We start from the raw sequence: 23209 nt of genomic DNA on the forward strand, positions 1-23209 counted from the left end.
CGGGCCTGAGGGGGACGCCTACGTCTTGAAACAAAAAACGATTCTAGCCTGCATCATGCAGCGAAAAAGGTCCGGAATCCGACCTCTTCCGCGGATCAGGTCCTGATGGAAAACGTGACAAGCGGGGCATTTTCGTCGGTGCGCTCGCAGCCCGGCACGATCTGGCCGCTGCCAACCAGGTAGCACTCGGTGCGCCGCAGCACCACCGCCTCACTCTGGTTGCCCAGGTACACCCAGGTGCCGTAGCTGGAAGCGTCCGTCAATACAAAATGCCCGCCACGCCATTCGAGGGTGGCATGCATGCGCGAAACACGGGGATCGTTCAAGGTCAGCGCCGCATCGGCGGCCCGGCCCAGCGCCAGCTTGCTGCTTTTCGAATCCAGCCTGACGGTTTGCTCCGCAAAGCTGAGTTCGAGGAAGGCCTGGCTGGGTGAGGAGAACATCGAACGCCCGGCCATCGTGGCATCCTCGTCGCGGCCAGCCTGCCATTCGACCCGGTAGACATGGCTGGCTTCAGCCCTGCCGCGAAGGTACATGGGGCCCATGCTGCGCAGCGATGCCCTCTGGACGGGCAACAGGGCGGTCCAGACGTTTTCGGTCGTGAGGATCTGGGCGGCACCCGCAAGGTCTGCGAGCCTGGCGGCCGAATTGACGGTGTCACCGAAACAGTCGCCGTCGATTTCAACCACTTCACCCGACTCGATACCCATCTGCATCTGTACGGGGGTGCCGCTGCCGCCCGGCTTGATCGGTTTTTCCTGAAGGCGTTTCTGGATACTGATGCAGGCCGACAGCGCGTCCCCTTCGTTGGGGAACACCACAAAGAGGCCATCACCCAGCAACTTGACCACCCGCCCCTGGTGTTGCTGGAAAACCTGGCTCAGCACGCCGATGAGCTGGGTCACGAAGTGCGATGCCGTTTCATCGCCCAGCCGTTCGAACATGCTGGTGCTGCCCACAAGATCCGCAAAAACGACTGTAGTCATGAAGGGCGTTAGCCGCGGTGCGCGCTTCTTGTTCTCATGGCAGCAATTCTCACAGAAATTCGCAGTGAAGAGGCCGGTGAAATTCCCGGGCTCCCCGCAAGAACCCAGCGGATGCGCCGGGTTTCACAGGCCGCAGTAGACGGGAAAGGGAAATACCGGTAAAGCAATTGCAGGGCGGTATCAGAACCTGCGCTACCTGCTTCATGCGTTTTAACGGAAAGCATCCCAAAGCAGCTTGCACCCGGTCAGCAGCATGCCGACATACAGCAGACGGTAGAAAAGCACCGGGCTGATGCTCCGGGCCATGCGCACGCCTATCCACACGCCCAGCGGCGCCAATGGCAGCAAAACCAGCGACGTCGCCATGTTGCGCAGGTCCAGCAGACCCAGCCAGGCGTATGGAATCCACTTGGAAAGGTTGATGACAAAAAAGAAGGCGGCCATGGTAGCCGTGAACTTCACCGGGCTCAGGCGCATGGGGATCACATAGGCGCTCAGCGGCGGCCCGCCTGCGTGAGATACAAAGCTCGTGAAGCCCGAGGTCACCGTCAGAATGGCGCCCAGCCACTTGGGTGGTGGCGGGCTGTCGGGCCGGGGCGGGAACAACAGGCGCTGCGCCAAAAACAACAAGGTGAATATTCCCACTACCCCGGCCACGACCCTGGCGTCCAGCACCTTGAACAACAGCGCCCCCACCACGGTTCCCATCAAACCAAAAGGGATCAGGAATTTCAGAAACTTCACATCGAAGTCCCGGCGAAAAGCCGCCAGCCCCAGCAAGTCCATCAGCAGCAGGACGGGCATCAGGATGGCAGCCGCCTGGGGCACCGTGACGGCCAGCGCCATGACGGGAACCGCAAGAGACCCGAAGCCGGCCCCAAAACCACTTTTGCTGATGCCCAACATCAGCACGGCGGGAATTGCCACGGCATAGAAGAAGGCGTCGGTGATCAGCGGAAAATCCATGGATTTATGTGAAAAACATCGGTTACCCAGAAGGGACGGGCGCAAGCAGCTATTAAAACAATAGCAAACCGGAACCGAGGATGTATTTCACCACAGGCCGTCCATGCAATGGCGATCGCCTCAGGCGCCCCCGCGCGCAAGGGATGCCCAGTCACGGTCTGAGCTAGACACGCTCCAGAATCACCGCGATGCCTTGGCCTACGCCGATGCACATGGTGGCCAGCGCATAACGGCCGCCGCTCTTGTGCAACTGGTTGACGGCCGTGGTGGCCAGCCGCGCTCCCGAAGCCCCCAGCGGGTGGCCCAGCGCGATCGCGCCGCCGTTGGGGTTGACGCGCGGATCGTCGTCCCGCACACCCAGCATGCGCAGCACAGCCAGACCTTGAGCGGCAAAGGCTTCGTTGAGTTCGATCACATCCATCTGCGCCATCGTGAGACCGGTGAGCGCCAGCACTTTTTGTGTGGCCGGGGCAGGGCCGATGCCCATGATGCGCGGCGCCACACCGGCCGTGGCCATACCGACCACGCGCGCCTTGGGCGTAAGGCCGTTTTTGGCGGCGGTGGCTTCGTCGGCCAGCAGCAATGCGCAAGCGCCGTCATTCACGCCGCTGGCGTTGCCAGCGGTCACCGTGCCGTCGGGCCGCACCACGCCCTTGAGCTTGGCCAGCGCTTCGAGCGAGGTCTCGCGCGGGTGCTCGTCTTTGCTCACCACGATGGGGTCGCCCTTTTTTTGGGCAATCGTCACCGGCGTGATTTCAGCGTCGAAGTAGCCGGCCTTTTGTGCGGCCACGGCCTTGAGCTGGCTGGCCAGCGCCATTTTGTCCTGGTCTTCGCGGCTGATCTTGTAGTCGGTTGCCACGTTCTCGGCGGTTTCGGGCATGGCATCAACGCCGTATTTTTCTTTCATCAGCTTGTTGATGAAACGCCAGCCGATGGTGGTGTCATACACCGCATTGGCGCGGCTGAAGGCGCTCTCGGCCTTGGGCATCACAAAGGGCGCGCGGCTCATGCTCTCGACACCGCCGGCGATCATCAGGGTGGCCTCGCCCGACTTGATGGCACGTGCGGCGCTGCCCAAGGCATCCAGGCCCGATCCGCACAGGCGGTTGATGGTGGAGCCAGGCACGTCCATGGGCAGGCCCGCCAGCAAGGCGGCCATGCGCGCCACATTGCGGTTGTCCTCGCCAGCCTGGTTGGCGCAGCCGTAGAGTACGTCGGTGACGGCCTGCCAATCCACGTTCGGGTTGCGCGCCATCAACGCCTTGATCGGGATCGCGCCCAAGTCGTCGGTACGCACACTGCTGAGGGCACCGCCGTAGCGGCCGAAGGGGGTGCGGATGGCGTCGCAGATGAAAGCTTGGGTCATGGTGTGTGTGCGTTGAGAGAAGTGAGATCAGGCGGCCTCAATCGGCAGGCCCACCAGTTTTTCAAGTTCGGCGTGCGTGAGGCCTTCGACGGTGTCGATCAGCTTCAGGCCCTGCGGTGTGCATTCCAGCGTGGCGATGTCGGAGTACACACGCTTGACGCAGGCGATGCCGGTCAGCGGATAGGTGCATTGCTGCACCAGCTTGCTGGCACCCTGCTTGGTCAGCAAATCCATCATCACCCAGGTTTGGCGTGCGCCTATGGCCAGGTCCATGGCGCCACCTACCGCGGGAATCGCGCCTGGCTCGCCGGTGCTCCAGTTGGCCAGGTCGCCCGTGGCCGAGACCTGGAAGGCGCCCAGCACGCAGATATCGAGGTGCCCCCCGCGCATCATCGCGAAACTGTCGGCATGGTGGAAGAAGGAGCCACCCTTGAGCAGTGTCACCGGCTGCTTGCCGGCGTTGATCAGGTCATAGTCTTCCTCGCCTTCGGCAGGCGCAGGTCCCATGCCGAGAATGCCGTTTTCGCTTTGGAGAATAACCTCGCGCCCGGCCGGCAAATGGTTGGCCACCAGCGTGGGCTGGCCGATGCCGAGGTTGACGACGGCCCCGTCAAAAATGTCCTGTGCGACACGGGCTGCAAGCTGGTCTTTGGTTCGGCGTTGGTACGTCATGGTCATGCCGCCTTTTTGAAGCCGCCAGCCTGGGTGGCGGTGCGGGGGATTTTGACAATGTGATGCACGAAGATGCCCGGCGTGACGACGGCTTCAGGGTCCAGGTTGCCGAGCTCAACGATGTCATGCACGGTGGCAATCGTCTTCTTCGACGCGGTCGCCATCACCGGGCCAAAGTTGCGTGCGGCCATGCGGTAGGTGAGGTTGCCCCAGCGGTCGCCTCGCTCGGCCTTGATGAGGGCTACATCACCGTGGATCGGCATCTCGAGCACATACTGCTTGCCGTTGATTTCGCGGGTTTCTTTGGCGCTGCCGTCGGCGTTGCGTGCCAGCTCGGTGCCGAAACCCGTGGGGCAGAAGAAGGCGCCTATGCCTGCGCCGGCAGCGCGTATGCGTTCGGCCAGGTTGCCTTGCGGCACCAGTTCCAGCTCAAGCTTACCGCTGCGGTACAGACCGTCAAACACCTGGCTGTCAGCCTGGCGCGGAAAGCTGCAGATGATCTTGCGCACGCGCCCGGCCTTGAGGAGGGCCGCCAGACCTGTTTCGGCATTGCCGGCGTTGTTGTTGACGACCGTCAGGTCTTTGGCGCCCTGCTCTATCAGGCCGTCGATCAGCTCATTGGGGATGCCGGCGGTGCCGAAGCCACCAATCAGCACGGTTGAGCCGTCTTTCACCTCTGCCAGCGCATCGGCGACGGAGGCGGCAATTTTGTTGATCATTCAAAAGTCTCCAGCTGCGGGCGGCTTGCAGAAATCATCCAGCCACCACTTAAATATTGTTCGACATAAGAACAAGAGTTCGTATAATGAATTCTAGGAGATTTTGATCACCATGGCAAACGCCGCATCCACGCCCATTACCGGTCCCAGGCCCGGAGACGCCTACGTCCAGTCGTTTGCGCGCGGGCTGGAGGTCATACGCTCGTTCAACACCGAAGCACCGCGGCAAACGCTGACCGAAGTGGCCGGGCGCAGCGGTTTGAGCCGTGCGGGCGCGCGCCGCATTTTGCTGACGCTGGAAACGCTGGGCTACGTGCACAACGACGGCAAGCTGTTCAGCCTCACGCCGCGCATCCTGGACCTGGGCTTTGCCTATCTGTCTTCCATGCCGATCTGGAACCTGGCTGAGCCGGTGATGGAAGCGCTGGTCGCGGAGGTCAAGGAGTCGTGTTCGGCCGCGGCGCTGGACGGCACGGACATCGTCTACGTGCTGCGTGTGCCGACGCACAAGATCATGAGCATCAGCCTGGGCGTGGGCTCGCGCCTGCCGGCTTACTGCACGTCGATGGGGCGGATGCTGCTGTCGGCCCTGCCTGAGGCCGAAATCATGAAATGCCTGCAGGCCTCAGAGCTGACGGCACGCACCAAGTACACCGTGACCGACATCAAAGAGCTGATGGCCAAGATCGCGCAGGCCCGCAAGCAGGGGTGGTCGCTGGTGAATCAGGAGCTGGAAGAAGGGCTGGTGTCGATGGCGGCGCCCATCACCAACCGCTCCGGCCAGACGGTTGCAGCGCTCAACATCAGCGGCCAGGCCAACCGCACCAGCGCCAAAGCCATGCAGGAAACGATGCTGCCGCAACTGCTGGCGGCAGCGCAGGCAATCTCGCGCATGTTGATCTAGACACACCCCCGTCCGGGCTCACTTCGTGTAGCCCGTTCCCCCTCGAGGGGGCGGCGCCTAGGGCCGGCGAAGCCGGACCCGCGGCCCCTGCTGGTGTGAGACGGGGCCGTCGGTTACGACTTCTTGAAGCCGACGACGAGTACAACGGCACCCAGCACGATGGCGCCCAGGCTGAGCCACTGGGGAATGTTGACGGACTCTTTTTCTTTCACGGTCAGCTGGATGGGGCCGAGCTTGGCTGCCGTTGTGTCCTTGGTGAAGCTGAAGCCGCCGGTGAAGAAGCCGGCCAGGCCCAAAACGATCAGGACTATGCCTGTGATGCGTGCTGCGTTCATGTGAAATCTCCTCGCCGGGCTTGTGGGTCGTTATGAAGTAGCCTTGCCCCGGAACTGCGCCACTGTGATTCGTAATGTAGGCAGAGGTGCAAAAATTGTCTGTAGGACGGGACCGGTGAGCCCCGTGGCCCGAACACTGATAAGCAAACCACCACGCCGGCGTTGGAAAACCTCTGCGTGATAACCTTTCACCATGTTCACCCCCTCTCAAGCCGACGTACGCCGGTTTTTCTGCTCTGTTTATGCCAAAGCCCGCGCCGGTCAACCGATGGAAGCTATCGAAACCATAGCAAGCCAGTGGATCGAAGAGCATCCCGAATACCATGCCGACTTTGCCGACGCCGACGGCGCGCTCGACAAAATGTACGACGTGGAGGCCGGCAAGACCAACCCGTTTCTGCACTTGTCCATGCATTTGTCGATCAGCGAGCAATGCTCCATCGACCAGCCGCGCGGAATTCGCCAGGCCGTCGAGCTGCTGACGGCCAAACGCAATTCGCTGCACGATGCGCACCACGAAACCATGGACTGCCTGGGGCAGATGGTGTGGGAAAGTCAGCGGGCCGGACGGCCACCCGACGGCGCGGCGTATATCGACTGCGTGCAGCGCAGAGCGACCTCGGACTAAAGCGCCACCGTCGCCCGGTGCTCAGACCAGGGCCTGGCAGACGGCGCTCACGCGCCGGTAGAGAATTTCGCCGGTGTAGAGGCCAAGCACGTCTTCGCGCTTGCAGCGCTGGGACAGGCTGCCCCGGCCTGGCCCGCTCAGAGTGACGACCGTTTCATAGCTGGCCGCAGCCTGGCTACCGTCGACGCTCAGGCTGATGGCGATCTTGTCAACTTTGAAGACTGCACGCAGGTTGGCAGCCATGAGGCCTTGAGCCCCCTCGCGCTGCAGGGCACAGATTTCCTTGCGTCCACCCTGCACCACCAAGGCCGGCGAGACCGAGTGGTCGACCACCTTGAAACTCAGGTCGCGTGCCGCCAGAGCGCATTGCGCTTCGTAGTCGTTCCGGTTGCCCAGCTCCATAGCGTGACGCAGCAGCTTGTCGACCACTGGCTCGGTGAGCTTGCCGCCGGCGCTGACCTTGTTAGGCGCGGGCTGCGCCTTTGCGACTGCAGGAGCGGGGGCCTGCATACAGGGCCGGTCGGAGTAGGTGATGCGTCCCGTTTCATCGGCGCATTTGTGCGGGCTGGCCAGCGCGTGGGGCGTGGCCAAAATCGCGCTGGCTAGCAACGCAACGCGACGTAGGTACCTGTGCATGCCGGCTAGGCGCGAAGCTTTAGCGGAACTTGGCTTGTGGCACAACCTTCAGGTCGCCGTCCACCGACGACAGGTAGTTGGCCAACTGCTTCAGCTCAACATTGGTGTATTGCTTGGCCATGCCGGACATGATGGCATTGCCGCGGCCAACCTTGGGGTTGTTTTCTGTCTTGTAGGCCTTGAGCGCCACGAACAGGTAGTCAGCATGCTGACCACCAATCTTGGGATAGGCCGGATCAATCGGTTTGCTGAAGTTGGCGCCATGGCAAGACGCGCAGTTGGCCTTGTTCAACAGAGCCTGGACTTCCGCGCTTGGTTCTTTGGCAGGCTTGGCCGGCAGCTCTGCGGCGCCGGCAACCACACCGTCAGCACTGTAGTGCGCGGCGAGGTCAGCCATGTCCTGGTCAGTCAGCGAATCGGCAATGGCGCGCATGGTGGGATGCTTGCGGTCGCCTTTTTTGTATTCGTTGAGCGCGGCGATGATGTATTTGGCGCCCTGGCCTGAAATCATCGGGACCTTGTAGACCTCGGGGAAAGAGGCCTGGTAGCCCTTGATGCCGTGGCAACCGATGCACATGGCATTCTTGGTTTCGCCGGCTTTGGCATCGCCCTTGATCTCCTGGGCAAGGCTTGCAACCGTCACGCAAGAGACAGTTACGGCGAATATCGTGGTGAACAGCTTATTCATTTTGCGCGCACAATCAGGTGGGAATTCATCGTATAAAACAACCTTGGATTATATCTGGGCCTGCCGAGACCGGGCACCCCTTGCCGGCACCCCGCGCAAACACCCTTTCAATTTTCACCTCCTCCCCCCAAGAACATGAAATTTCTAGGTTCCAAGAACTACGTCGCCACCCAGGATCTGATGCTGGCCGTGAATGCCGCCGCCGCCCTGAAAAAGCCGCTGCTCGTCAAGGGAGAGCCGGGCACCGGCAAGACCATGCTGGCCGAGGAAGTGGCCGAGGCGCTCAACTTGCCGCTGTTGCAATGGCACATCAAGTCCACCACCAAGGCGCAGCAGGGCCTGTACGAATACGACGCGGTGTCGCGCCTGCGCGACTCGCAGTTGTCAACCGTGGACGGCGGCGAAAAGGTCAAGGACATCCACAACTACATCGTCAAGGGCGTGCTGTGGCAGGCCTTTACCTCGGAAACACCGGTTGCGCTGCTGATCGACGAGATCGACAAGGCCGACATCGAGTTCCCGAACGACCTGCTGCGTGAAATTGACCGCATGGAGTTCTATGTGTATGAAACGCGTGAGCTCATCAAGGCCAAGCACCGGCCGCTGGTGTTCATCACCTCCAACAACGAAAAAGAGCTGCCCGACGCGTTTTTACGCCGCTGCTTCTTCCACTACATCAAGTTCCCCGACGCCGACACCATGAAGCAGATCGTGGACGTGCACTTCCCCGACTTGAAGAAAGAGTTGCTGACTGCGGCCATGAAGACGTTCTACGACGTACGCAACCTGCCTGGCCTCAAGAAGAAACCATCGACCTCCGAGTTGCTGGACTGGCTCAAACTGCTGGTCGCCGAAGACATCCCGCTGGACGCCCTGCAAAGCAAGGACGACAAGGTCGCCGTGCCGCCGCTGGTGGGGGCGCTGCTCAAGAACGAGCAGGACGTGACCCTGTTCGAGAAGCTGGTTTTCATGCAGCGCAACAATCGCTGAACGCAGGGCCAATCCATGAGTCAAAAATCCATGCTGATCGAAGGCCTGTCGGATGCGGTGGGCTTTGTCGGCGGCGCGCTTCTCGGTTTTTGGGCCGGCCATCTGCTGGGCTTCGATATTTTTGAAGCCGGTTACGGTAACGGCGCCATCGCCGGCATTGTGCTGGTAGGCCTGGGTGGCGGCTTGGGCCTGCAAGTGGCCAGGCGCTGGAGGAACCGGCAAAAAACCGAGGGGGAAAAGTGAGCATGGCGTTTGTCGAACCCGTGACCCTGGAAGCGCGAGGCGTACGTCTGGTACCCCTGACGCTGGCACACGAAGCAGGACTCAAGGCCGCAGCCGCCGACGGCGAACTCTGGAAGCTGCGCATCACCTCTGTGCCCGAGCCTCACGAAACCCGCGGCTACATTGAAACCGCGCTGGCGACAGGCAACCGTTTCGCTTTTACCGTAACCGACGCGGCCACCGGCGAAGTGCTGGGCTCCACCAGTTACCACGACATCGTGCCCAACCTCAAGCGCGTCGAGATTGGCTACACCTGGTACGCCGCACGCTGCCAGCGCACCCATGTCAACACCACCTGCAAGTTGCTGATGCTGAGCCACGCCTTCGACACGCTGGACTGCAACGTCGTCGGCTGGCGCACCGACAACTTCAACCACGCCTCTCAGCGCGCCATCGAGCGACTGGGTGCCCGCAAGGATGGTGTGCTGCGCGGCCATGCCCTGCGCCGCGACGGCACGATACGCGACACCGTGATGTACAGCCTGGCCGCTGGCGAATGGCCTGAGGTGAAAGCTCAACTGCTGTACCTGCTCGACAAGCCAAGAGCCTGACGCGCCCGCCGCCAAGGAGTTTTTCATGCTGATCGATTTCTTCTACACCCTGCGTTCGGCCAAGTTGCCGGTCTCCGTCAAGGAATACCTGATGCTGCTCGAGGCGCTGCAGGCCGGCGTTGTCGGCCCGAACAGCGACAAGCTCGACGCCCATGAGGGCGAAGGCGCCTGGAAGATCGACGACTTCTATTACCTCAGCCGCACGGTGCTCGTGAAAGACGAGAAAAATTACGACAAGTTCGACCGCGCCTTTTCTGCCTACTTCAAGGGCGTGGAGCTGCTGGCTGACTTCACGAAAGACATTCCGCTCGAATGGCTGCGCAAAAACCTCGAGCTGGAACTCAGCCCCGAAGAAAAAGCCAAGATCGAAAAAATGGGCTGGGACGAACTCATGGAAACGCTCAAAAAGCGTTATGAAGAACAGAAAGAGCGCCACGAAGGCGGCAGCAAGTGGATAGGCACGGGCGGCACCTCGCCCTTTGGCGCCAACGGCTTTAACCCGCAGGGCATACGCATAGGCCAGGAAAAAAGCCGCAACAAGAGTGCGGTCAAAGTCTGGGACCAGCGCGCCTACAAGGACTACGACGACACGCAAGAGCTGGGCACACGCAACATCAAGGTCGCCCTGCGCCGCCTGCGAAAGTTCGCGCGGCAGGGCAATGTCGAAGAACTGGACCTGGACGACACCATACGCTCCACCGCGGCCAATGCCGGCTGGCTCGACATCAAGATGGTGCCCGAGCGCCACAACAATGTGAAGGTGCTGTTGCTGATGGATGTGGGTGGCACCATGGACGAGCACATCCACCGCGTCGAGGAAATGTTCTCGGCCGTCAAAGCCGAGTTCAAGCACCTGGAGTTTTATTACTTCCACAACTGCGTCTACGACTTCATGTGGAAGAACAATCGCCGCCGCTTCAGCGAGAAATTCCCGACCTGGGACATCATCCGCAAGTACAACAAGGATTACAAACTCATCTTCGTCGGCGACGCGACCATGAGCCCCTACGAAATCCTGCAGCCCGGCGGCAGTGTGGAATACAACAACGAAGAAGCCGGGGCCGAATGGATGCAGCGCCTGACCAACGCATTTCCCAAGTTCGCCTGGATCAACCCCGAGCCACAGGGTGTCTGGCAATACCGTCAAAGCATCAGCGTGATCCAGCAACTGGTGAACCAGCGCATGTACCCCCTGACCATCAAGGGCCTTGAAGAGGCCATGCGAATGCTCTCGAAGTAGCGTTCGCCTCCTACGCCTGAGCGCTGGGGCGCTCAAGTAAACTGCCTTCGTGACCCATCCAAGTACCCATTGCGCACGGACGGCCACTCCGGCAGGATTGCCGATCAGCGCCGGCTTCATCCCTGCTTTCGCACTCTTTGCGATATTTCTGGCGCCTATGGCCGCCGCGCAAACAGCTGCGCCTGCGCAGTCTGGCAACACAGCGACACCGCCTTCCGGCGTCATACAAACCGCGCCAGCCCCACCTCCGCCCCCTCAGAAAATCACGCCTGAGGCCACACCGCAGGGCTCTACCGGCCCAACCGGCGCCCAACCCGAAGTTACGGCCTTCGACATCGCGGTGCGCGCGCCGCAGCCCATCAAGGAGCTGCTCGAAAGACACCTTGAGCTGCAACGCTACCGCGCCGTGACCGATCTGGACGAAGCCGAGCTGGCGCGCCTGATCGTTCTGGCCGAGCGCAACGTGCGTAACCTGGTAGGTACGCTGGGCTACTTCAGTCCGACCATCACCATTACGCGAGAAGGCGGCACTGCCGCGGGGTCAGGCCGGCGGCCGACCATTGTGGTCGCAGTGGAGCCGGGCCAGGCCACAACGGTCGGGCCGGTAACCATCGACTTTGCAGGCGATATTGCCGAATCCCCCGACCCGGATGCGCAGGCCCAGCGCGCGGAAATCCAGCGCGACTGGCGTCTGCCCACGGGCCAACGCTTTACGCAGGACGCCTGGGACAGCGCCAAGACACAGGCCTTGCGCGACCTGGTTGCCCGCCGCTACCCGGCCGGCAAGCTGGCAGGCAGCCTGGCCGATGTGGACGCACCAGAGCACAGCGCAGCCCTGAGCCTCAAGCTCGACTCCGGCCCCCTCTACCGCCTGGGGGCCATGCAGGTCACAGGTGTCGAGCGCTACGACCCGGTGCTGGTGCCGCGCCTGGCACGCCTCAATGCCGGCGCCGTGTACGACCAGAAGCAGCTGACCGAAGCGCAGCAGCGGCTGGCTTCCAGCGGTTATTTCGATTCGGCTTACATCTTTGTCGATCCCGAAAGCGATCCGCAGGCAGCGCCCGTCCAGGTACAGGTGCGCGAAGCCAAACTGCAAAAAATCATCCTGGGTGTGGGTGTTACCACCGACAGCGGGCCGCGCGCCTCCATCGAGCACACACACCTGCGCGTGCCGGGCACCAATTGGCGCGCCGTCACCAAACTGCAACTCGAAAAGAAATCCCCTTTTGCCCAGACCGAATGGACCTCGATTCCCGATGAGGCCAGCTGGCGCTGGGTGGCCTTGGCACGCACCGAACGTGTCGACGACAACGAGCTCGTCACCCGCTCCGGGCGCCTGCGCTTTGGCCGCACGCAGGCCGGCGAACGCATAGACCGCAACATCTATCTGCAATATGACAGGGCGAGCGTGAGCGGCAGCGGCCAGATCAACAGCTCCGCCGCCGATATCGGCGACGGCTCGGCCCTGACCGCCAACTATGTCTGGACGGGTCGTTACTTCGACAGTCTGCCATTCCCGAGCAAGGGCTACGGCCTGGGCTTTGAACTCGGCGCCGGCAGCACCATGGGGTCGCAGCACCTGCCCCTCACCCGCGCCGTGGGCCGCTGGCTCGGCATTGTGCCGCTGGAGCGGGGCCGCATCGCCATGCGCGCCGAGGGCGGCGCCGTGCTGGCCAAAGACTCGGCGCGCATTCCCGGCACCCTGCTGTTCCGCACCGGTGGCGACACCACGGTGCGCGGCTACGGCTACCGCGACATCGGCATCAAACTGGACAACGGCGTGACTGGGCCGGGCCGCTACATGGCCGTGGGCAGCGTGGAATACCAGCGCCCGATGTTGCGCGACGGCCGGCCCAGCGAGTGGGAGAACACCTTTTTCATTGACGCAGGGGCCGTAGCCGACAACCCCAAAGACATGAAGCCCTCCGTCGGCATCGGCACCGGCGTGCGCTGGAGAAGCCCCATCGGGCCACTGCAGATTGACCTGGCCTATGGCGAGAAAGTCAAACAGCTGCGCCTGCACGTCAGCGTGGGATTTGTTTTCTGATGGACACGCCGAAGACCCCGATTCCTCCAGCCGCGCCGGGGCCTGCAGGCCCACCACGGCGCTGGCTGCGCGTCACCGCCTGGGCCGCAGGCAGCGTGGTGATGCTGGCCATAGCCGCCACGACAGGCGCCTGGTGGTGGGCCGGCACGGACGGATCGCTGGCCACCGCGCTGACCTGGATAGGCCGAACGCAGCCGCTGAGCGCCGAGCGCGTGACGGGATCGCTACGCGCGGGCGGGCATGTCGATCAATTGGTCTGGCAGCAAGACGGCCTGCGCGTGGATGTGAGGGACGTGACTCTTGCCTGGCAACCCTGGTCGCTGCTGCACGGCACGCTGGAGGTCAACCGGCTGGCCGCGGCCAGCGTGCAGGTCACCGATCAACGCGCGCCTTCAACAACACCGTCGGTGCCGCCCTCAGCGCTGGGCTTGCCGCTGCCGGTGGTGCTTGACGGGTTTTCCATCGGGCAGTTTCAATGGACGGGCGGCGCGGCGTTTTCTGCCTCCGCCATCACGGGCAACTATGCATTCAAGGGCATAGACCACCAGCTGGAATTGCTCGGCGCGCAGGTAGCGCACGGCCGCTACAACGGGCGCGCGACCTTGTCGTCACACAGCCCCTTGAAGCTTGATGCCAGCCTGGCAGGCGCGCTGGACACGCAGATTCCCGGCACAAAAGCGCCCGTGCCGCTGGCTTTCAAAGCCACGGCCCGCGGTCCCCTCACCGAACTGCTGGTGAAGGCCGAGCTGCAAATAAGCGCTCAACCTTCCGCCACATCACCCCGCAAAAACCAGCGGCAACCACAGGCAATTGCAACAGCACGCGTGATGCCCTGGGCCCCACAACCCCTGCCGCAAGCTGATGCGGATTTTCGTGACCTGGATGTAGCGGCCTTCTGGCCCGAAGGACCACAAACCTTGCTGACGGGCAGCGCCAACGTGCGGCCTGCACCCTCTGCAAGTTCACCGGCAAGCGCTTCATCGACATCCGCCTGGCAGTTGCAACTGCAACTGGCCAATTCCCTGCCCGGCCCCTGGGACCAGCACAAGCTACCCCTGGATCGGCTGGAAATCCAAGGCGAGTGGCGTAGCGGCATAGCCATGGTGCGCACGCTCAAGGCTCAGTTGGGCGGCGGCGAGCTGCTGGCCAGCGGCGAGTGGGCTGATGCGCCCGCCACATCCCTTGCAGCACCCGCCTGGAAGCTGCAGGCGACGCTCCAGCACGTCAACCCGGCCCTCTTGCACAGCCAACTGGCGCCGCTGCCGCTGGACGGCAAAGCCGACATCCGCAGCCAGGGCCCGGCCATAGGCTTTGACGCAAACATACAGGCAGCACGCAATGATGCCGGCGGCAGGAACAATCCGCTGGGCCAGCTGCGCCTGCGCGATGCCAGCGCCACCGGCAGCTGGAACGCCGAACAGGCGGGCGGCACGCTGGTGCTGTCGGCCCTGCGCGTACGCACCGACGACGCCGAGCTGGCAGGCCAGCTTGAGGCCCAGCCCAATGCCAAAGGCGGCATGGGAAAACTCACACTGACAGCCCCCGGACTGGACGCCCAACTGCAAGGGGAACTGCGGCAAACCAGCGGCAAAGGCGACGTAAGCCTGCGCGGCCGCGACATGGCGCAGGCCCTGCGCTGGCTGCAAAAAATCCCGGGCCTGCCCGCTTCATTGAAGAACGCAGCAGCCAGCGGCAGCGCCGAGCTGCAAGCCAGCTGGCAGGGCGGCTGGCAAGACCCGGCCTTGCAGGCGCGGCTGGACTTGCCTTCACTTGACTGGCGCTTGGCGACGCCTGCGCCTGCCGCTGCGGCGACCTCCAGCGCAGCAGGCACAGCACCAGTCGCTACCGCAGAGGCCCTGAAAATCCGCGGCTTCCAGGCCACGCTTTCCGGCCGCCTGAGCCAGGCACAGCTGGCCACGCAAGGCCGCATGGAAGCAGGCCAGCGCCGCTATACCCTGCAGCTGGCAGCAGAAGGCGGGCGGCTCAACACCGGTGCCGCGCGAAACGCCCCGCTCGCTGAATCCGCATGGCAAGGCCTGGTCAAGCAGCTCAGTGTGAGTGTGGAAGACCCCACGCTGGGCAAGGGGGCCTGGCAGCTCAAGACCCGCAGCACCGTGCCGCTCAAGTGGACGCCCGCGCGCAATGGTGACCTGCTTGAAAGCGGCGCCGGAGAAGCCCTTCTGGTCGCGCCGCCTTCGGGCGCATCCACCGGTGCGCCTGCGCAAGCTACGCTGGCGTGGCAACCGGTTCGCTGGCGGCCGGGCCGTGAACTCATCACCGCCGGCAAGCTCAGCGGCCTGCCGCTGGCCTGGATAGAACTGCTGGCCGGCCCGCAAATGGCCGGCGCAGGCCTGGGCGGCACCCTGCTGCTGGATGGCGACTGGGACGCCACGCTGGGTGACACGCTGCGCCTGAAAGCCAGCCTCGCACGCAGCAGCGGCGACATCACCGTGCAAGCCGAAACCGTGCAAGGCGTGTCGGCGCGCGTGGCAGCCGGCGTCAAGGAGGCACGCCTCTCGCTGGTCAGCGAAGGCGAAGCGCTCGCGCTGGCGCTGCGCTGGGACAGTGAACGCGCGGGCACGGCCGACGGCCAGCTCAGGACCCGTCTGGCCCGCGCGCCTGCCACGGCCGGTGGTGGCTGGCTCTGGCCGGCCGATGCACCGCTGGCCGGCCGGCTGAGTGCGCAGCTGCCGCGCATCGGCGTGTGGTCGGTGTTGGCGCCGCCGGGCTGGCGGCTGCGCGGCTCGCTGGGTGCTGACGTCGCCATCAGCGGCACCCGCGCCGCGCCGCAACTGGCAGGCGACCTGCAGGCCAATGACCTGGCACTGCGCTCGGTGGTAGACGGCATCGAATTCGGCAACGGCCGGCTGCGAGCCAAACTCGATGGCACGCGCATGCGCATCAACGAATTCACGCTGCAGGGCGCGGGCGACAAAGGCACAGGCGGCGTGCTCACCGCACAGGGCGAGGCCGGCTGGGTGGAAGGCAAGCCGCAGGTGCAACTCACGGCCAGGCTCGAACGCCTGCGCGCCAGCATCCGCACCGACCGGCAACTGACGGTTTCTGGCGAGGTGCAGGCCGGACTCAAGGGACAACAGACTGAGCTCACCGGCAAGCTGGTGGTCGATCAGGCCCGCATCATCCTGCCCGACGAGGGCACACCGCAACTTGGCGACGACGTGGTGGTGCGCACCACCCGTGGCGCGGCGGCCGGCCAAAAGGCGCCCGCGCAGACCAGCGACGAAACCGCCGACCGCGACGCGCGCCCCGTCAAGCTGGCAGTGGAGCTCGACCTGGGCCGCGACTTCCGCATCCAGGGCAAGGGCATAGACACGCGCGTGCGCGGCACGCTGGCCCTGAGCGGCGAGACCCTGCGCGAGCCCCGGCTCAACGGCACCATCAACACGGCAGGCGGCCAGTACCGCGCCTACGGCCAGCGCCTGGATGTGGAGCAAGGCATGCTGCGCTTTACCGGCGCCATCGACAACCCGTCACTCGACATCCTGGCGATTCGCCCCAACCTCACGCAGCGCGTCGGCGTGCAAATTACCGGCACCGCCCTGCTGCCGCGCGTGCGCCTGTATGCGCAACCCGAGCTGCCCGACGCCGAAAAACTTTCATGGCTGGTGGTGGGCCGCTCGTCGGCTTCGGGTGGCGCCGAAGCCGCACTCCTGCAGCAGGCCGCCCTGGCCTTGCTGGGCAGCAAGGGCGGCGGCATGTCGGGCGGCCTGGCCGCCTCGCTAGGGCTGGACGAGTTGTCGTACCGCGGCGCCTCCAGCAACACCGACGGCACCACCACCGAAGGCGCCGTTACCCTGGGCAAGCGCTTTTCGCGCAATTTCTATGCAGCCTATGAGCGGACCGTGACTGGCGCCTTGGGCACGCTCTACGTGTTCTACGACCTCTCGCAACGCTTCACGGTGCGCGCCCAGGCCGGCCAGCAAAGCGCGGTGGATTTGATCTTCACGGTGCCTTACGACTGAAGTGCCGGCGCGCATGCAAAAGCGGCATTCGCCACCGAATACAATTACAGCTTCTCCAAGAGAAGTGCCGCCATAGTTCAATGGATAGAACGAGTGCCTCCTAAGCGCTAGATACAGGTTCGATTCCTGTTGGTGGTACCAGACTCATTACAGCTCCAGGGCATCCACCGCATCTCGGGGTGCTCCGGGAGGCGTTGATTTCCCGCCCTGCCTTGTCGAGCCGCTCTTAAAACGCCAAAAAATGTCCAATGGGCTTCAACACATCCTGTTGCTGGATACCAAGAAAAACCGGTTGAACGCCGGACCCAAGGCACGGCTGGACACAGCGCATTTCCTGCGGCAGAGCGGTTTTTCCATTCAGAACATCCCGGGCAGCCGATCCAAATACTGGCGCCGGTTGATCGCGTTTTTCCTGTCATATGCCAGGCTGCGGTTTCAGAAGACCGATGTGCTGTGGTGCCAGTTTCCGCCCGAGTTGCCGACTCGCGCAGTGCTGGAAAAAGCCCGGCGGAAAAACATCCCCACCGTCGCATTCATTCACGACCTGGAAGGGCTCCGAATGGACCCACCGCGTCTTGATCTCGTTGAAAAAGAAGCCAACGAGCTCAGGCAGTTCACGCATGTTCTGAGCCTCAATGACACCGTCAGCGAACTCTTGAGACGCTACGGGCTGGAGCCCGCCGCTACCCTGAACTGTTGGGATTATTTTTGCCCGGAACCGGAAGCCGGCGCCGTTGACGCTAGTGCGCCCGATCTGCAGACCTTTCATAAACGCTTGGTGTATGCAGGCAACCTGTCCGCCGGAAAATCGGGTTTTATCTACCGGCTGGGTGAACTCACCGGTCTGGACTTCGAGCTTTACGGCGCCGGCCTGGACACCGGCTTCGGCGTCCAGGAAAACATACAGTACCGGGGCACCTTTTCTCCGGACTACCCGCCGTTCCAGGCTAACGGGGCGTTCGGCCTGGTCTGGGATGGGGCCACGCTTGATGGATGTTCGGGTGACTACGGGGCCTACCTGAAATTCAATACACCTCACAAGGCTTCTCTGTACCTCAGCCAGGGTCTGCCGGTAGTGGTGTGGCGACACGCCTGCATTGCGCCGCTGATAGACGCCCATGGCGCGGGCATTCTGGTCTCGTCGCTACATGAGCTGGAAGAGGTGTTCGCTGGCCTGAACCAGGCCGACTACGAAAAACTGGGCAAGGGTGCGGAGGAAATGGGCCGGAAAATACGGGCTGGCTACTTCATCAAAACTGCCGCCGCCCAGGTTCAGACGGCATTTGGCTGAGCAGCTTCCCTCTACGCGGCAGTGCGGCAGACATACACCTGAGCCCGGTATTAGTTTGCTATATTTTTAATAGCTGCTCGCGCCCAACCACAAAGGCCCCAAGAGGTTTTTCTCATATATTCGGTGAAATTCCTCAACGCCGGGACCAGCGGGAGCTCAGATGCGCCAGAGGTCCTGCATGGTGCGGCGAAAACGCTCACCCGGCCGATCCGCTCCTGACGCGGCGGCCTTGTATTTCCCGGTGACGGCCATACCCGCCACATACACCTCGGTAAAAGCGACGTTGGGGCTCGAAAACACCAGCGCATCAAGCAGGTGACCCGCCGGCACACCCAGCAGCGCGGGCGAGTCAGTGTCCAGCATCACAAAATCCGCCCGATGGCCGGGCGCCAATCCGCCCTGCGTCTGGCCAGCAGCGGCGAAACCTCCCGCCAGCGCAGATTCAAACAAGCCGGCGGCACTGCTCTCCTGGCCCAGGATGCGTGCGGCGATGTTGCGCTGGCGCAGGGTGAGGCGCTGTGAATATTCGAGCAGGCGCAGCTCTTCGGGCCAGCAGCGGGTGACATGGCTGTCTGAGCCTATGGACCACTTGCCGCCGGCGGCCGCGTAGGCCGGCAAATCAAACACACCGTCGCCCAGATTTGCTTCAGTTGCGGGGCAGATCACGATGGAGGCGCCTGTGCCCTGCACGCCTTGCAACTCGGCCGGCGTGGCATGGGTGGCGTGGACCAGGTTCCAGCGGGCATCGACATCGGCGTTGGTGAGCAACCATTCAATCGGGCGCTGGCCGGTGTGCTCCAGGCAGTCATCGACTTCCTGCGTCTGCTCAGCGATATGGATATGCACCGGCAGGCCGGCTGCTTTGGCTGCGCCTGTGAGCTCATGCAGCGCAGCCGGGCCGGCGGCGCGCAATGAATGCACGGCCACACCGGTATTGATGCGCTCGTCGCCCTTTGTCTGGCGCTGGATGTCTTCCACCATGCGCATGACGCTCTCTGGCGTGGACGAAAACCGGCGCTGGTCTTCCCGCAAACCCGCGGCCTTGAAGCCCGAACGCATGTAGAGCGTGGGCAGCAAGGTCAGGCCAATGCCGGTGCGTTGCGCGGCGCGCACCAGAGCCAGCGACATTTCTATCGGGTTGGCATAGGGGGCGCCGCTGATGTCGTTATGCAGGTAATGGAAGTCACAGACCTGGGTATAGCCACCGGCCAGCAGCTCGGCATAGAGCTGGCTTGCAATCGCTTCGAGCTGTTCGGGCGTGATGCGGTTGGCCGCGGTGTACATGCGGTCGCGCCAGCTCCAGAAATCGTCGGATGCGTGGGCGCCCGCGCTGCGCCGCTCCGTCAGGCCCGCCATCGCGCGCTGAAAGGCATGGCTGTGCGCGTTGACCAGGCCGGGCAGAATCGGGCCAGGCAGACGCTTGGCGCCTTCTTGCTGCTGCGCCGTGGCGCCGGGCTCCACACTTTGCCAGGTGCCGTTGCCGGCGACCGTCAGCAGTACGTCTCTGGACCACGCACCTTTCACCCAGGCCGCTTCGGCGAAAAAAGTCTTTGCTTCATTTTTCATAGCTGCTCGCGCACGCCAGAAGGGCACTGGAGACCATTTTCTCTAACAAAGGCTGAACCTGAGAGGCCAGCGTCTCGTCATACGCATAGGGCGGCGCTTCCTGCATGTAAAGACTCTGGCACATCTCCAGTTGCACGGCGTGCACATCGTTGGCCGGCTGACCGTAGTTCCGCGTGATGTAGCCACCCTTGAAACGGCCGTTGACGGCAGTGGTGATGTGGGGCGCCGTGGTGCAGGCTTTCACCACCGCATCGGTGATGGCTGCGTTCGCACTCGCGCCGCTCGCCGTGCCGATGTTGAGGTCAGGCAGCTTGCCTTCAAACAGCCATGGGATTTGCGAACGGATGCTGTGCGCGTCCCACAGCAGCGCAAAGCCGTGCCGGGCCTTCAGGCGCGCGAGCTCACCGGCCAGCGCCGAATGGTAGGGCTGCCAGTAGGCCTCGCGACGGCGTGCGCGTTCAGCGGGCGCTGGTTCATGGCCTGGCTTGTAGAGCGGCACACCACTGAAAAACCGCGTCGGGCATAGCTCGGTGTTGGAGGCGCCCGGATACATGGGCGCATCGTCGGGCGGGCGGTTGAGGTCAATCACATAACGCGAATAACGCGGCCGCAACACGCTGGCGCCCAACGCGGGAAAAAAGTTGTAGAGCAGATGCAGATGCCAGTCGGTGTCTTCAACCCGGAGGGCTTCGTCCGTATAGCCTCTTTTGAGTTCAGCCGGAATCTCGGTGCCGATGTGCGGCATGCTGACCAGCAGCGGCACAGTGCCTTTATGCAAGGTAAAAACTTCACTCATGCGATCTGTCCCTTGAAAACTGTTTGAAGGCGCGGGTTCGCGCCAAAGGCGTAGCTCAGCTCCGCCGGCCGCTCAACGCCCCACAGCACAAAATCAGCCCGCATGCCGGCTGCCAGCACGCCCCGATCCCGCAGGCCCAAGGCCGCTGCAGCATGGCGCGTGACGCTGGCCAGCGCTTCTTCAGGCGTCAGGCGGAACAACGTGCACGCCATGTTGAGCATCAGCAACAAGGAGGTACAGGGCGAGCTGCCCGGGTTGCAGTCGGTAGAAATCGCCATCGGTACGCCGTGCTCACGCAGCAAGGCCACGGGCGGCAGCTTCGTTTCACGCAAGAAATAAAACGCACCGGGCAGCAGCACCGCCACCGAACCAGCCGTCGCCATTGCTCGCGCGCCCTCAGCCGACAACCATTCCAGGTGATCACAGCTGAGCGCGCCATAGCGCGCCGCGAGCTGCGCGCCACCACTGTCGCTGAGCTGCTCTGCATGCAGCTTGACAGGAATGCCCAAGGCCTTGGCCGCGGCAAAGACACGCTCGGTCTGCGCGGGGCTGAAGGCAATACGCTCGCAAAACGCGTCGACCGCATCGACCAATCCTTCGGCACGCAGCACTGGCAGCATTTCCAGTACCGCGTCGACATAGGCGTCGGTGCGGCCGGCAAATTCAGCCGGCACCGCATGTGCCCCCAGGAAGGTGGTGCGAACATCCACCGCATGGGTCTGGCCCAGCGCGCGCGCCACCGACAGCGTCTTGCGTTCATGCTCCAGCGCCAGGCCGTAGCCGGACTTGATCTCGAGTGTGGTCACGCCTTCGGCGATCAGGCGCTGCAGCCTGGCTGCGCTCTGCGCTTGCAGCTGCTGCGCAGTGGCAGCCCGGGTCGCTTTCACGGTAGAGGCGATGCCGCCGCCAGCGCGAGCAATCTCTTCATAGGTCACGCCGTTGAGCCGCAACTCAAATTCATGGGCGCGGTCGCCGCCATAAACGAGGTGGGTGTGGCAATCGATCAAGCCTGGCGTGATCAATGCGCCACCGGCATCGTGCTGTGCAGCGCAGCCAGCCAGCAACCCGGCGGGCACATCGGTGCGCGAACCAACCCAGGCTATGGACTCGCCCTCCACCACCAGGGCAGCGTCTTCGATCAACCCATAGGGCCGTGCGGCACCAGCTTGCAGCGTGGCCACGCGGCAGTTTGTCCAGAGCTTCAGGCTCATGCGGGGATCTCCATCCAGAGGGCACCCTGTGCGGCGACGCGCACTGCCGCGCTACCCGTCACCGTGCGCCAGGCGAGGCTGGCAGGCTCCAGCTGCAGAACTTCTTCATCAAACAGTACGGTAGCGCCCGACCGATGGGCGTACACAGCTATCGTTTTCATAGCATGCAGGGTTTCTGAAAAACGCCCTTCTACGCGGACCATGCGGGAAGACTCTGCGCCCCTGCGCACCATCAGGTTGAAATCGCGCGTCTTGCCGTCAATCAATTCGCAACCAGTCGTCGCTGCGCCATCGAAGAAAAGGGGTGCGTCCGCAGCCGTCACACGGTGCGGCACACCCGCCACATCCAGCTGCACACCCGCACCTTCAAGCACCGCGAACCATCGCCCGATGCCATCGAACTTCGAAAAAGGCCCGCTCTTGTCCACATCGGCCACCGACATGCGCCAGGCCCAGTCACCCGCATCGGGCCACATGGCCAGCTCGCGCGTCACACCGCCGCCATTGCGCCATGGCGTCGCCGCAATGTCGGCCAGCCGCACGACATTCCAGCCGGAGTCGTCCGTCGAGGTCATGGATGTCATGCCTGAAACTTTCCCGCAAAGCTGTAGCGCGATCCCGGGTACACCAGGCGCGCCACACTGGCGATGTTGCTGCCGCTCACGGTGCGCCGCATCATGGCGAGGCACGCCTCTGCGGGCTTGATGTCCAGGTGTTTGGCCTCCAGCGCCGAGGGCAAGCAGGCCTCAATGGAATAGCTGGCCTCGGTGAGCGGCGCCTGCTCCAGCAAATGGTGGGTGGGTGTGGTCTGGGTGAAGTCGGTCTTTAAATAATCAGGCGCAGCCGCCGGGTTGACATAGCGGTCTTCATACTGAATCGGCACGCCGTTTTCCAGGTGAATCAGTATGGTGTGAAACACCCGCCCGCCCGCTCGCAAGCCCAGGGTGCGCGCCAGGTCGGCGCTGGCTTTCTCAGATTCGGCCAGCAGGACGCGCGAGGTGTGCACGTGCCCCCGTTCCACCACTTCCTCATGAATGTCGCGAATGGTCAGTGTGGAGGAAATACGGTGCAGCTCCGCCACAAAAGTGCCGGAGCCCTGGATGCGCGTAACCATGCCCTCGCCCATCAACTCACGCAGCGCCCGGTTCACCGTCATGCGGCTGACGCCGAATTGCTCCATCAGCACGGCTTCGCTGGGCACCGGGTCGCCGGGCTTCCAGGTGCCGGCGCCGATGCGTTTTTTGATGAATGCCTTGACCTGACCGTAGGCAGGCAGTGGTGTGGTGGCCATGGTTCAGCGGAATGCTCGCGTGTGTAAGAAAAAATCATTGTCACCGCAAAAGTCCGACCCT

The 23209-nt window shown here is 63.2% G+C and carries 22 protein-coding genes and 1 tRNA gene; 10 read left to right on the forward strand and 13 right to left on the reverse strand.

What is annotated here, in order from left to right:
* Window positions 1–95: 95 nt before the first annotated feature.
* The 5 genes from AC1D1J_RS08110 to AC1D1J_RS08130 all read right to left on the reverse strand — a co-directional run bounded on the left by AC1D1J_RS08110 (window position 96) and on the right by AC1D1J_RS08130 (window position 4709).
* Window positions 96–986, reverse strand: a complete 891-nt coding sequence (locus AC1D1J_RS08110; RefSeq protein WP_477687344.1) for an adenylate/guanylate cyclase domain-containing protein — start codon at window positions 984–986, stop codon at window positions 96–98.
* A gap of 210 nt (window positions 987–1196) precedes the next feature.
* On the reverse strand, window positions 1197–1952 hold the full coding sequence (locus tag AC1D1J_RS08115; RefSeq protein ID WP_477687343.1) for a sulfite exporter TauE/SafE family protein: 756 nt from the start codon (window positions 1950–1952) through the stop codon (window positions 1197–1199).
* Between the two features lie 163 nt (window positions 1953–2115).
* Complete coding sequence (gene pcaF / locus AC1D1J_RS08120) at window positions 2116–3318, reverse strand: 3-oxoadipyl-CoA thiolase (protein ID WP_477687342.1); 1203 nt, start codon at window positions 3316–3318, stop codon at window positions 2116–2118.
* Window positions 3319–3345: 27 nt separating this feature from the next.
* The gene (locus AC1D1J_RS08125; RefSeq protein ID WP_477694372.1) at window positions 3346–3996 is read right to left on the reverse strand and encodes a 3-oxoacid CoA-transferase subunit B; all 651 of its coding nucleotides are present in this window, start codon (window positions 3994–3996) and stop codon (window positions 3346–3348) included.
* Complete coding sequence (locus tag AC1D1J_RS08130) at window positions 3993–4709, reverse strand: 3-oxoacid CoA-transferase subunit A (RefSeq protein ID WP_477694373.1); 717 nt, start codon at window positions 4707–4709, stop codon at window positions 3993–3995. Before AC1D1J_RS08130 ends, AC1D1J_RS08125 begins: the two co-directional genes overlap by 4 nt.
* Before the next feature lie 112 nt (window positions 4710–4821).
* Here AC1D1J_RS08130 and AC1D1J_RS08135 point away from each other — a divergent pair, with 112 nt between their 5' ends.
* Window positions 4822–5613: an IclR family transcriptional regulator gene (locus tag AC1D1J_RS08135; protein WP_477687340.1), complete on the forward strand. Its 792-nt coding sequence runs from the start codon at window positions 4822–4824 to the stop codon at window positions 5611–5613.
* A 113-nt stretch (window positions 5614–5726) separates the two neighbouring features.
* On the opposite strand, the gene AC1D1J_RS08140 is transcribed toward AC1D1J_RS08135, so the two are convergent.
* Window positions 5727–5948 (reverse strand): hypothetical protein, encoded by a 222-nt coding sequence (locus tag AC1D1J_RS08140; RefSeq protein WP_436156572.1) that lies wholly within the window; start codon window positions 5946–5948, stop codon window positions 5727–5729.
* Window positions 5949–6141: 193 nt separating this feature from the next.
* On the opposite strand from AC1D1J_RS08140, the gene AC1D1J_RS08145 reads away from it, so the two are divergent.
* Window positions 6142–6576 (forward strand): DUF1841 family protein, encoded by a 435-nt coding sequence (locus AC1D1J_RS08145; RefSeq protein WP_477687339.1) that lies wholly within the window; start codon window positions 6142–6144, stop codon window positions 6574–6576.
* A 21-nt stretch (window positions 6577–6597) separates the two neighbouring features.
* Here AC1D1J_RS08145 and AC1D1J_RS08150 read toward each other — a convergent pair whose 3' ends face one another.
* Window positions 6598–7212: a DUF4124 domain-containing protein gene (locus tag AC1D1J_RS08150; RefSeq protein ID WP_477694374.1), complete on the reverse strand. Its 615-nt coding sequence runs from the start codon at window positions 7210–7212 to the stop codon at window positions 6598–6600.
* A gap of 19 nt (window positions 7213–7231) precedes the next feature.
* A complete protein-coding gene (locus AC1D1J_RS08155; protein WP_477687337.1) occupies window positions 7232–7900 on the reverse strand; it encodes a c-type cytochrome in 669 nt (222 codons plus the stop codon).
* Window positions 7901–8035: 135 nt separating this feature from the next.
* Between AC1D1J_RS08155 and AC1D1J_RS08160 the strand changes: the two genes are divergently transcribed.
* The 8 genes from AC1D1J_RS08160 (at window position 8036) to AC1D1J_RS08195 (ending at window position 18284) form a co-directional block, all read left to right on the forward strand.
* Entirely contained in the window at window positions 8036–8890 is an 855-nt protein-coding gene (locus tag AC1D1J_RS08160; RefSeq protein WP_457282248.1) for an AAA family ATPase, read from the forward strand.
* Window positions 8891–8905: 15 nt separating this feature from the next.
* Complete coding sequence (locus AC1D1J_RS08165) at window positions 8906–9133, forward strand: hypothetical protein (RefSeq protein WP_477687336.1); 228 nt, start codon at window positions 8906–8908, stop codon at window positions 9131–9133.
* Window positions 9134–9135: 2 nt separating this feature from the next.
* Window positions 9136–9723 (forward strand): GNAT family N-acetyltransferase, encoded by a 588-nt coding sequence (locus AC1D1J_RS08170; protein ID WP_477694375.1) that lies wholly within the window; start codon window positions 9136–9138, stop codon window positions 9721–9723.
* A gap of 25 nt (window positions 9724–9748) precedes the next feature.
* Window positions 9749–10963, forward strand: a complete 1215-nt coding sequence (locus tag AC1D1J_RS08175; RefSeq protein ID WP_477687334.1) for a vWA domain-containing protein — start codon at window positions 9749–9751, stop codon at window positions 10961–10963.
* A 49-nt stretch (window positions 10964–11012) separates the two neighbouring features.
* The gene (locus AC1D1J_RS08180) at window positions 11013–13010 is read left to right on the forward strand and encodes an autotransporter assembly complex protein TamA (RefSeq protein ID WP_477687333.1); all 1998 of its coding nucleotides are present in this window, start codon (window positions 11013–11015) and stop codon (window positions 13008–13010) included.
* Complete coding sequence (locus tag AC1D1J_RS08185) at window positions 13010–16993, forward strand: translocation/assembly module TamB domain-containing protein (protein WP_477687332.1); 3984 nt, start codon at window positions 13010–13012, stop codon at window positions 16991–16993. The genes AC1D1J_RS08180 and AC1D1J_RS08185 overlap by 1 nt, the downstream gene beginning before the upstream one ends.
* A 66-nt stretch (window positions 16994–17059) precedes the next feature.
* Window positions 17060–17134 (forward strand) — tRNA-Arg (locus AC1D1J_RS08190).
* 100 nt (window positions 17135–17234) lie between these two features.
* Entirely contained in the window at window positions 17235–18284 is a 1050-nt protein-coding gene (locus tag AC1D1J_RS08195) for a glycosyltransferase (protein WP_477687331.1), read from the forward strand.
* A 156-nt stretch (window positions 18285–18440) separates the two neighbouring features.
* On the opposite strand, the gene AC1D1J_RS08200 is transcribed toward AC1D1J_RS08195, so the two are convergent.
* Genes AC1D1J_RS08200 through hutC form a run of 5 tightly spaced genes read right to left on the reverse strand, consistent with a single transcriptional unit; the run spans window position 18441 to window position 23148 of the window.
* Complete coding sequence (locus AC1D1J_RS08200) at window positions 18441–19850, reverse strand: formimidoylglutamate deiminase (protein ID WP_477694376.1); 1410 nt, start codon at window positions 19848–19850, stop codon at window positions 18441–18443.
* Entirely contained in the window at window positions 19840–20646 is an 807-nt protein-coding gene (gene hutG, locus AC1D1J_RS08205; RefSeq protein WP_477694377.1) for an N-formylglutamate deformylase, read from the reverse strand. Before hutG ends, AC1D1J_RS08200 begins: the two co-directional genes overlap by 11 nt.
* A complete protein-coding gene (gene hutI, locus AC1D1J_RS08210; protein WP_477694378.1) occupies window positions 20643–21857 on the reverse strand; it encodes an imidazolonepropionase in 1215 nt (404 codons plus the stop codon). Before hutI ends, hutG begins: the two co-directional genes overlap by 4 nt.
* Window positions 21854–22441, reverse strand: coding sequence for a HutD/Ves family protein (locus AC1D1J_RS08215; RefSeq protein WP_477694379.1), 588 nt, complete (start codon window positions 22439–22441; stop codon window positions 21854–21856). Before AC1D1J_RS08215 ends, hutI begins: the two co-directional genes overlap by 4 nt.
* Window positions 22438–23148, reverse strand: a complete 711-nt coding sequence (gene hutC / locus AC1D1J_RS08220; protein WP_477687326.1) for a histidine utilization repressor — start codon at window positions 23146–23148, stop codon at window positions 22438–22440. Before hutC ends, AC1D1J_RS08215 begins: the two co-directional genes overlap by 4 nt.
* Window positions 23149–23209 lie beyond the last annotated feature (61 nt).

Source organism: Polaromonas sp. P1_F8 (assembly GCF_056405635.1).

Bases quoted from the DNA above. Each gene is read 5' to 3' on its own strand.
- AC1D1J_RS08110 (WP_477687344.1), bottom strand. From the start codon at position 986: ATGACTACAGTCGTTTTTGCGGATCTTGTGGGCAGCACCAGCATGTTC.
- AC1D1J_RS08115 (WP_477687343.1), bottom strand. From the start codon at position 1,952: ATGGATTTTCCGCTGATCACCGACGCCTTCTTCTATGCCGTGGCAATT.
- pcaF (WP_477687342.1), bottom strand. From the start codon at position 3,318: ATGACCCAAGCTTTCATCTGCGACGCCATCCGCACCCCCTTCGGCCGC.
- AC1D1J_RS08125 (WP_477694372.1), bottom strand. From the start codon at position 3,996: ATGACCATGACGTACCAACGCCGAACCAAAGACCAGCTTGCAGCCCGT.
- AC1D1J_RS08130 (WP_477694373.1), bottom strand. From the start codon at position 4,709: ATGATCAACAAAATTGCCGCCTCCGTCGCCGATGCGCTGGCAGAGGTG.
- AC1D1J_RS08135 (WP_477687340.1), top strand. From the start codon at position 4,822: ATGGCAAACGCCGCATCCACGCCCATTACCGGTCCCAGGCCCGGAGAC.
- AC1D1J_RS08140 (WP_436156572.1), bottom strand. From the start codon at position 5,948: ATGAACGCAGCACGCATCACAGGCATAGTCCTGATCGTTTTGGGCCTG.
- AC1D1J_RS08145 (WP_477687339.1), top strand. From the start codon at position 6,142: ATGTTCACCCCCTCTCAAGCCGACGTACGCCGGTTTTTCTGCTCTGTT.
- AC1D1J_RS08150 (WP_477694374.1), bottom strand. From the start codon at position 7,212: ATGCACAGGTACCTACGTCGCGTTGCGTTGCTAGCCAGCGCGATTTTG.
- AC1D1J_RS08155 (WP_477687337.1), bottom strand. From the start codon at position 7,900: ATGAATAAGCTGTTCACCACGATATTCGCCGTAACTGTCTCTTGCGTG.
- AC1D1J_RS08160 (WP_457282248.1), top strand. From the start codon at position 8,036: ATGAAATTTCTAGGTTCCAAGAACTACGTCGCCACCCAGGATCTGATG.
- AC1D1J_RS08165 (WP_477687336.1), top strand. From the start codon at position 8,906: ATGAGTCAAAAATCCATGCTGATCGAAGGCCTGTCGGATGCGGTGGGC.
- AC1D1J_RS08170 (WP_477694375.1), top strand. From the start codon at position 9,136: ATGGCGTTTGTCGAACCCGTGACCCTGGAAGCGCGAGGCGTACGTCTG.
- AC1D1J_RS08175 (WP_477687334.1), top strand. From the start codon at position 9,749: ATGCTGATCGATTTCTTCTACACCCTGCGTTCGGCCAAGTTGCCGGTC.
- AC1D1J_RS08185 (WP_477687332.1), top strand. From the start codon at position 13,010: ATGGACACGCCGAAGACCCCGATTCCTCCAGCCGCGCCGGGGCCTGCA.
- AC1D1J_RS08195 (WP_477687331.1), top strand. From the start codon at position 17,235: ATGTCCAATGGGCTTCAACACATCCTGTTGCTGGATACCAAGAAAAAC.
- AC1D1J_RS08200 (WP_477694376.1), bottom strand. From the start codon at position 19,850: ATGAAAAATGAAGCAAAGACTTTTTTCGCCGAAGCGGCCTGGGTGAAA.
- hutG (WP_477694377.1), bottom strand. From the start codon at position 20,646: ATGAGTGAAGTTTTTACCTTGCATAAAGGCACTGTGCCGCTGCTGGTC.
- hutI (WP_477694378.1), bottom strand. From the start codon at position 21,857: ATGAGCCTGAAGCTCTGGACAAACTGCCGCGTGGCCACGCTGCAAGCT.
- AC1D1J_RS08215 (WP_477694379.1), bottom strand. From the start codon at position 22,441: ATGACATCCATGACCTCGACGGACGACTCCGGCTGGAATGTCGTGCGG.
- hutC (WP_477687326.1), bottom strand. From the start codon at position 23,148: ATGGCCACCACACCACTGCCTGCCTACGGTCAGGTCAAGGCATTCATC.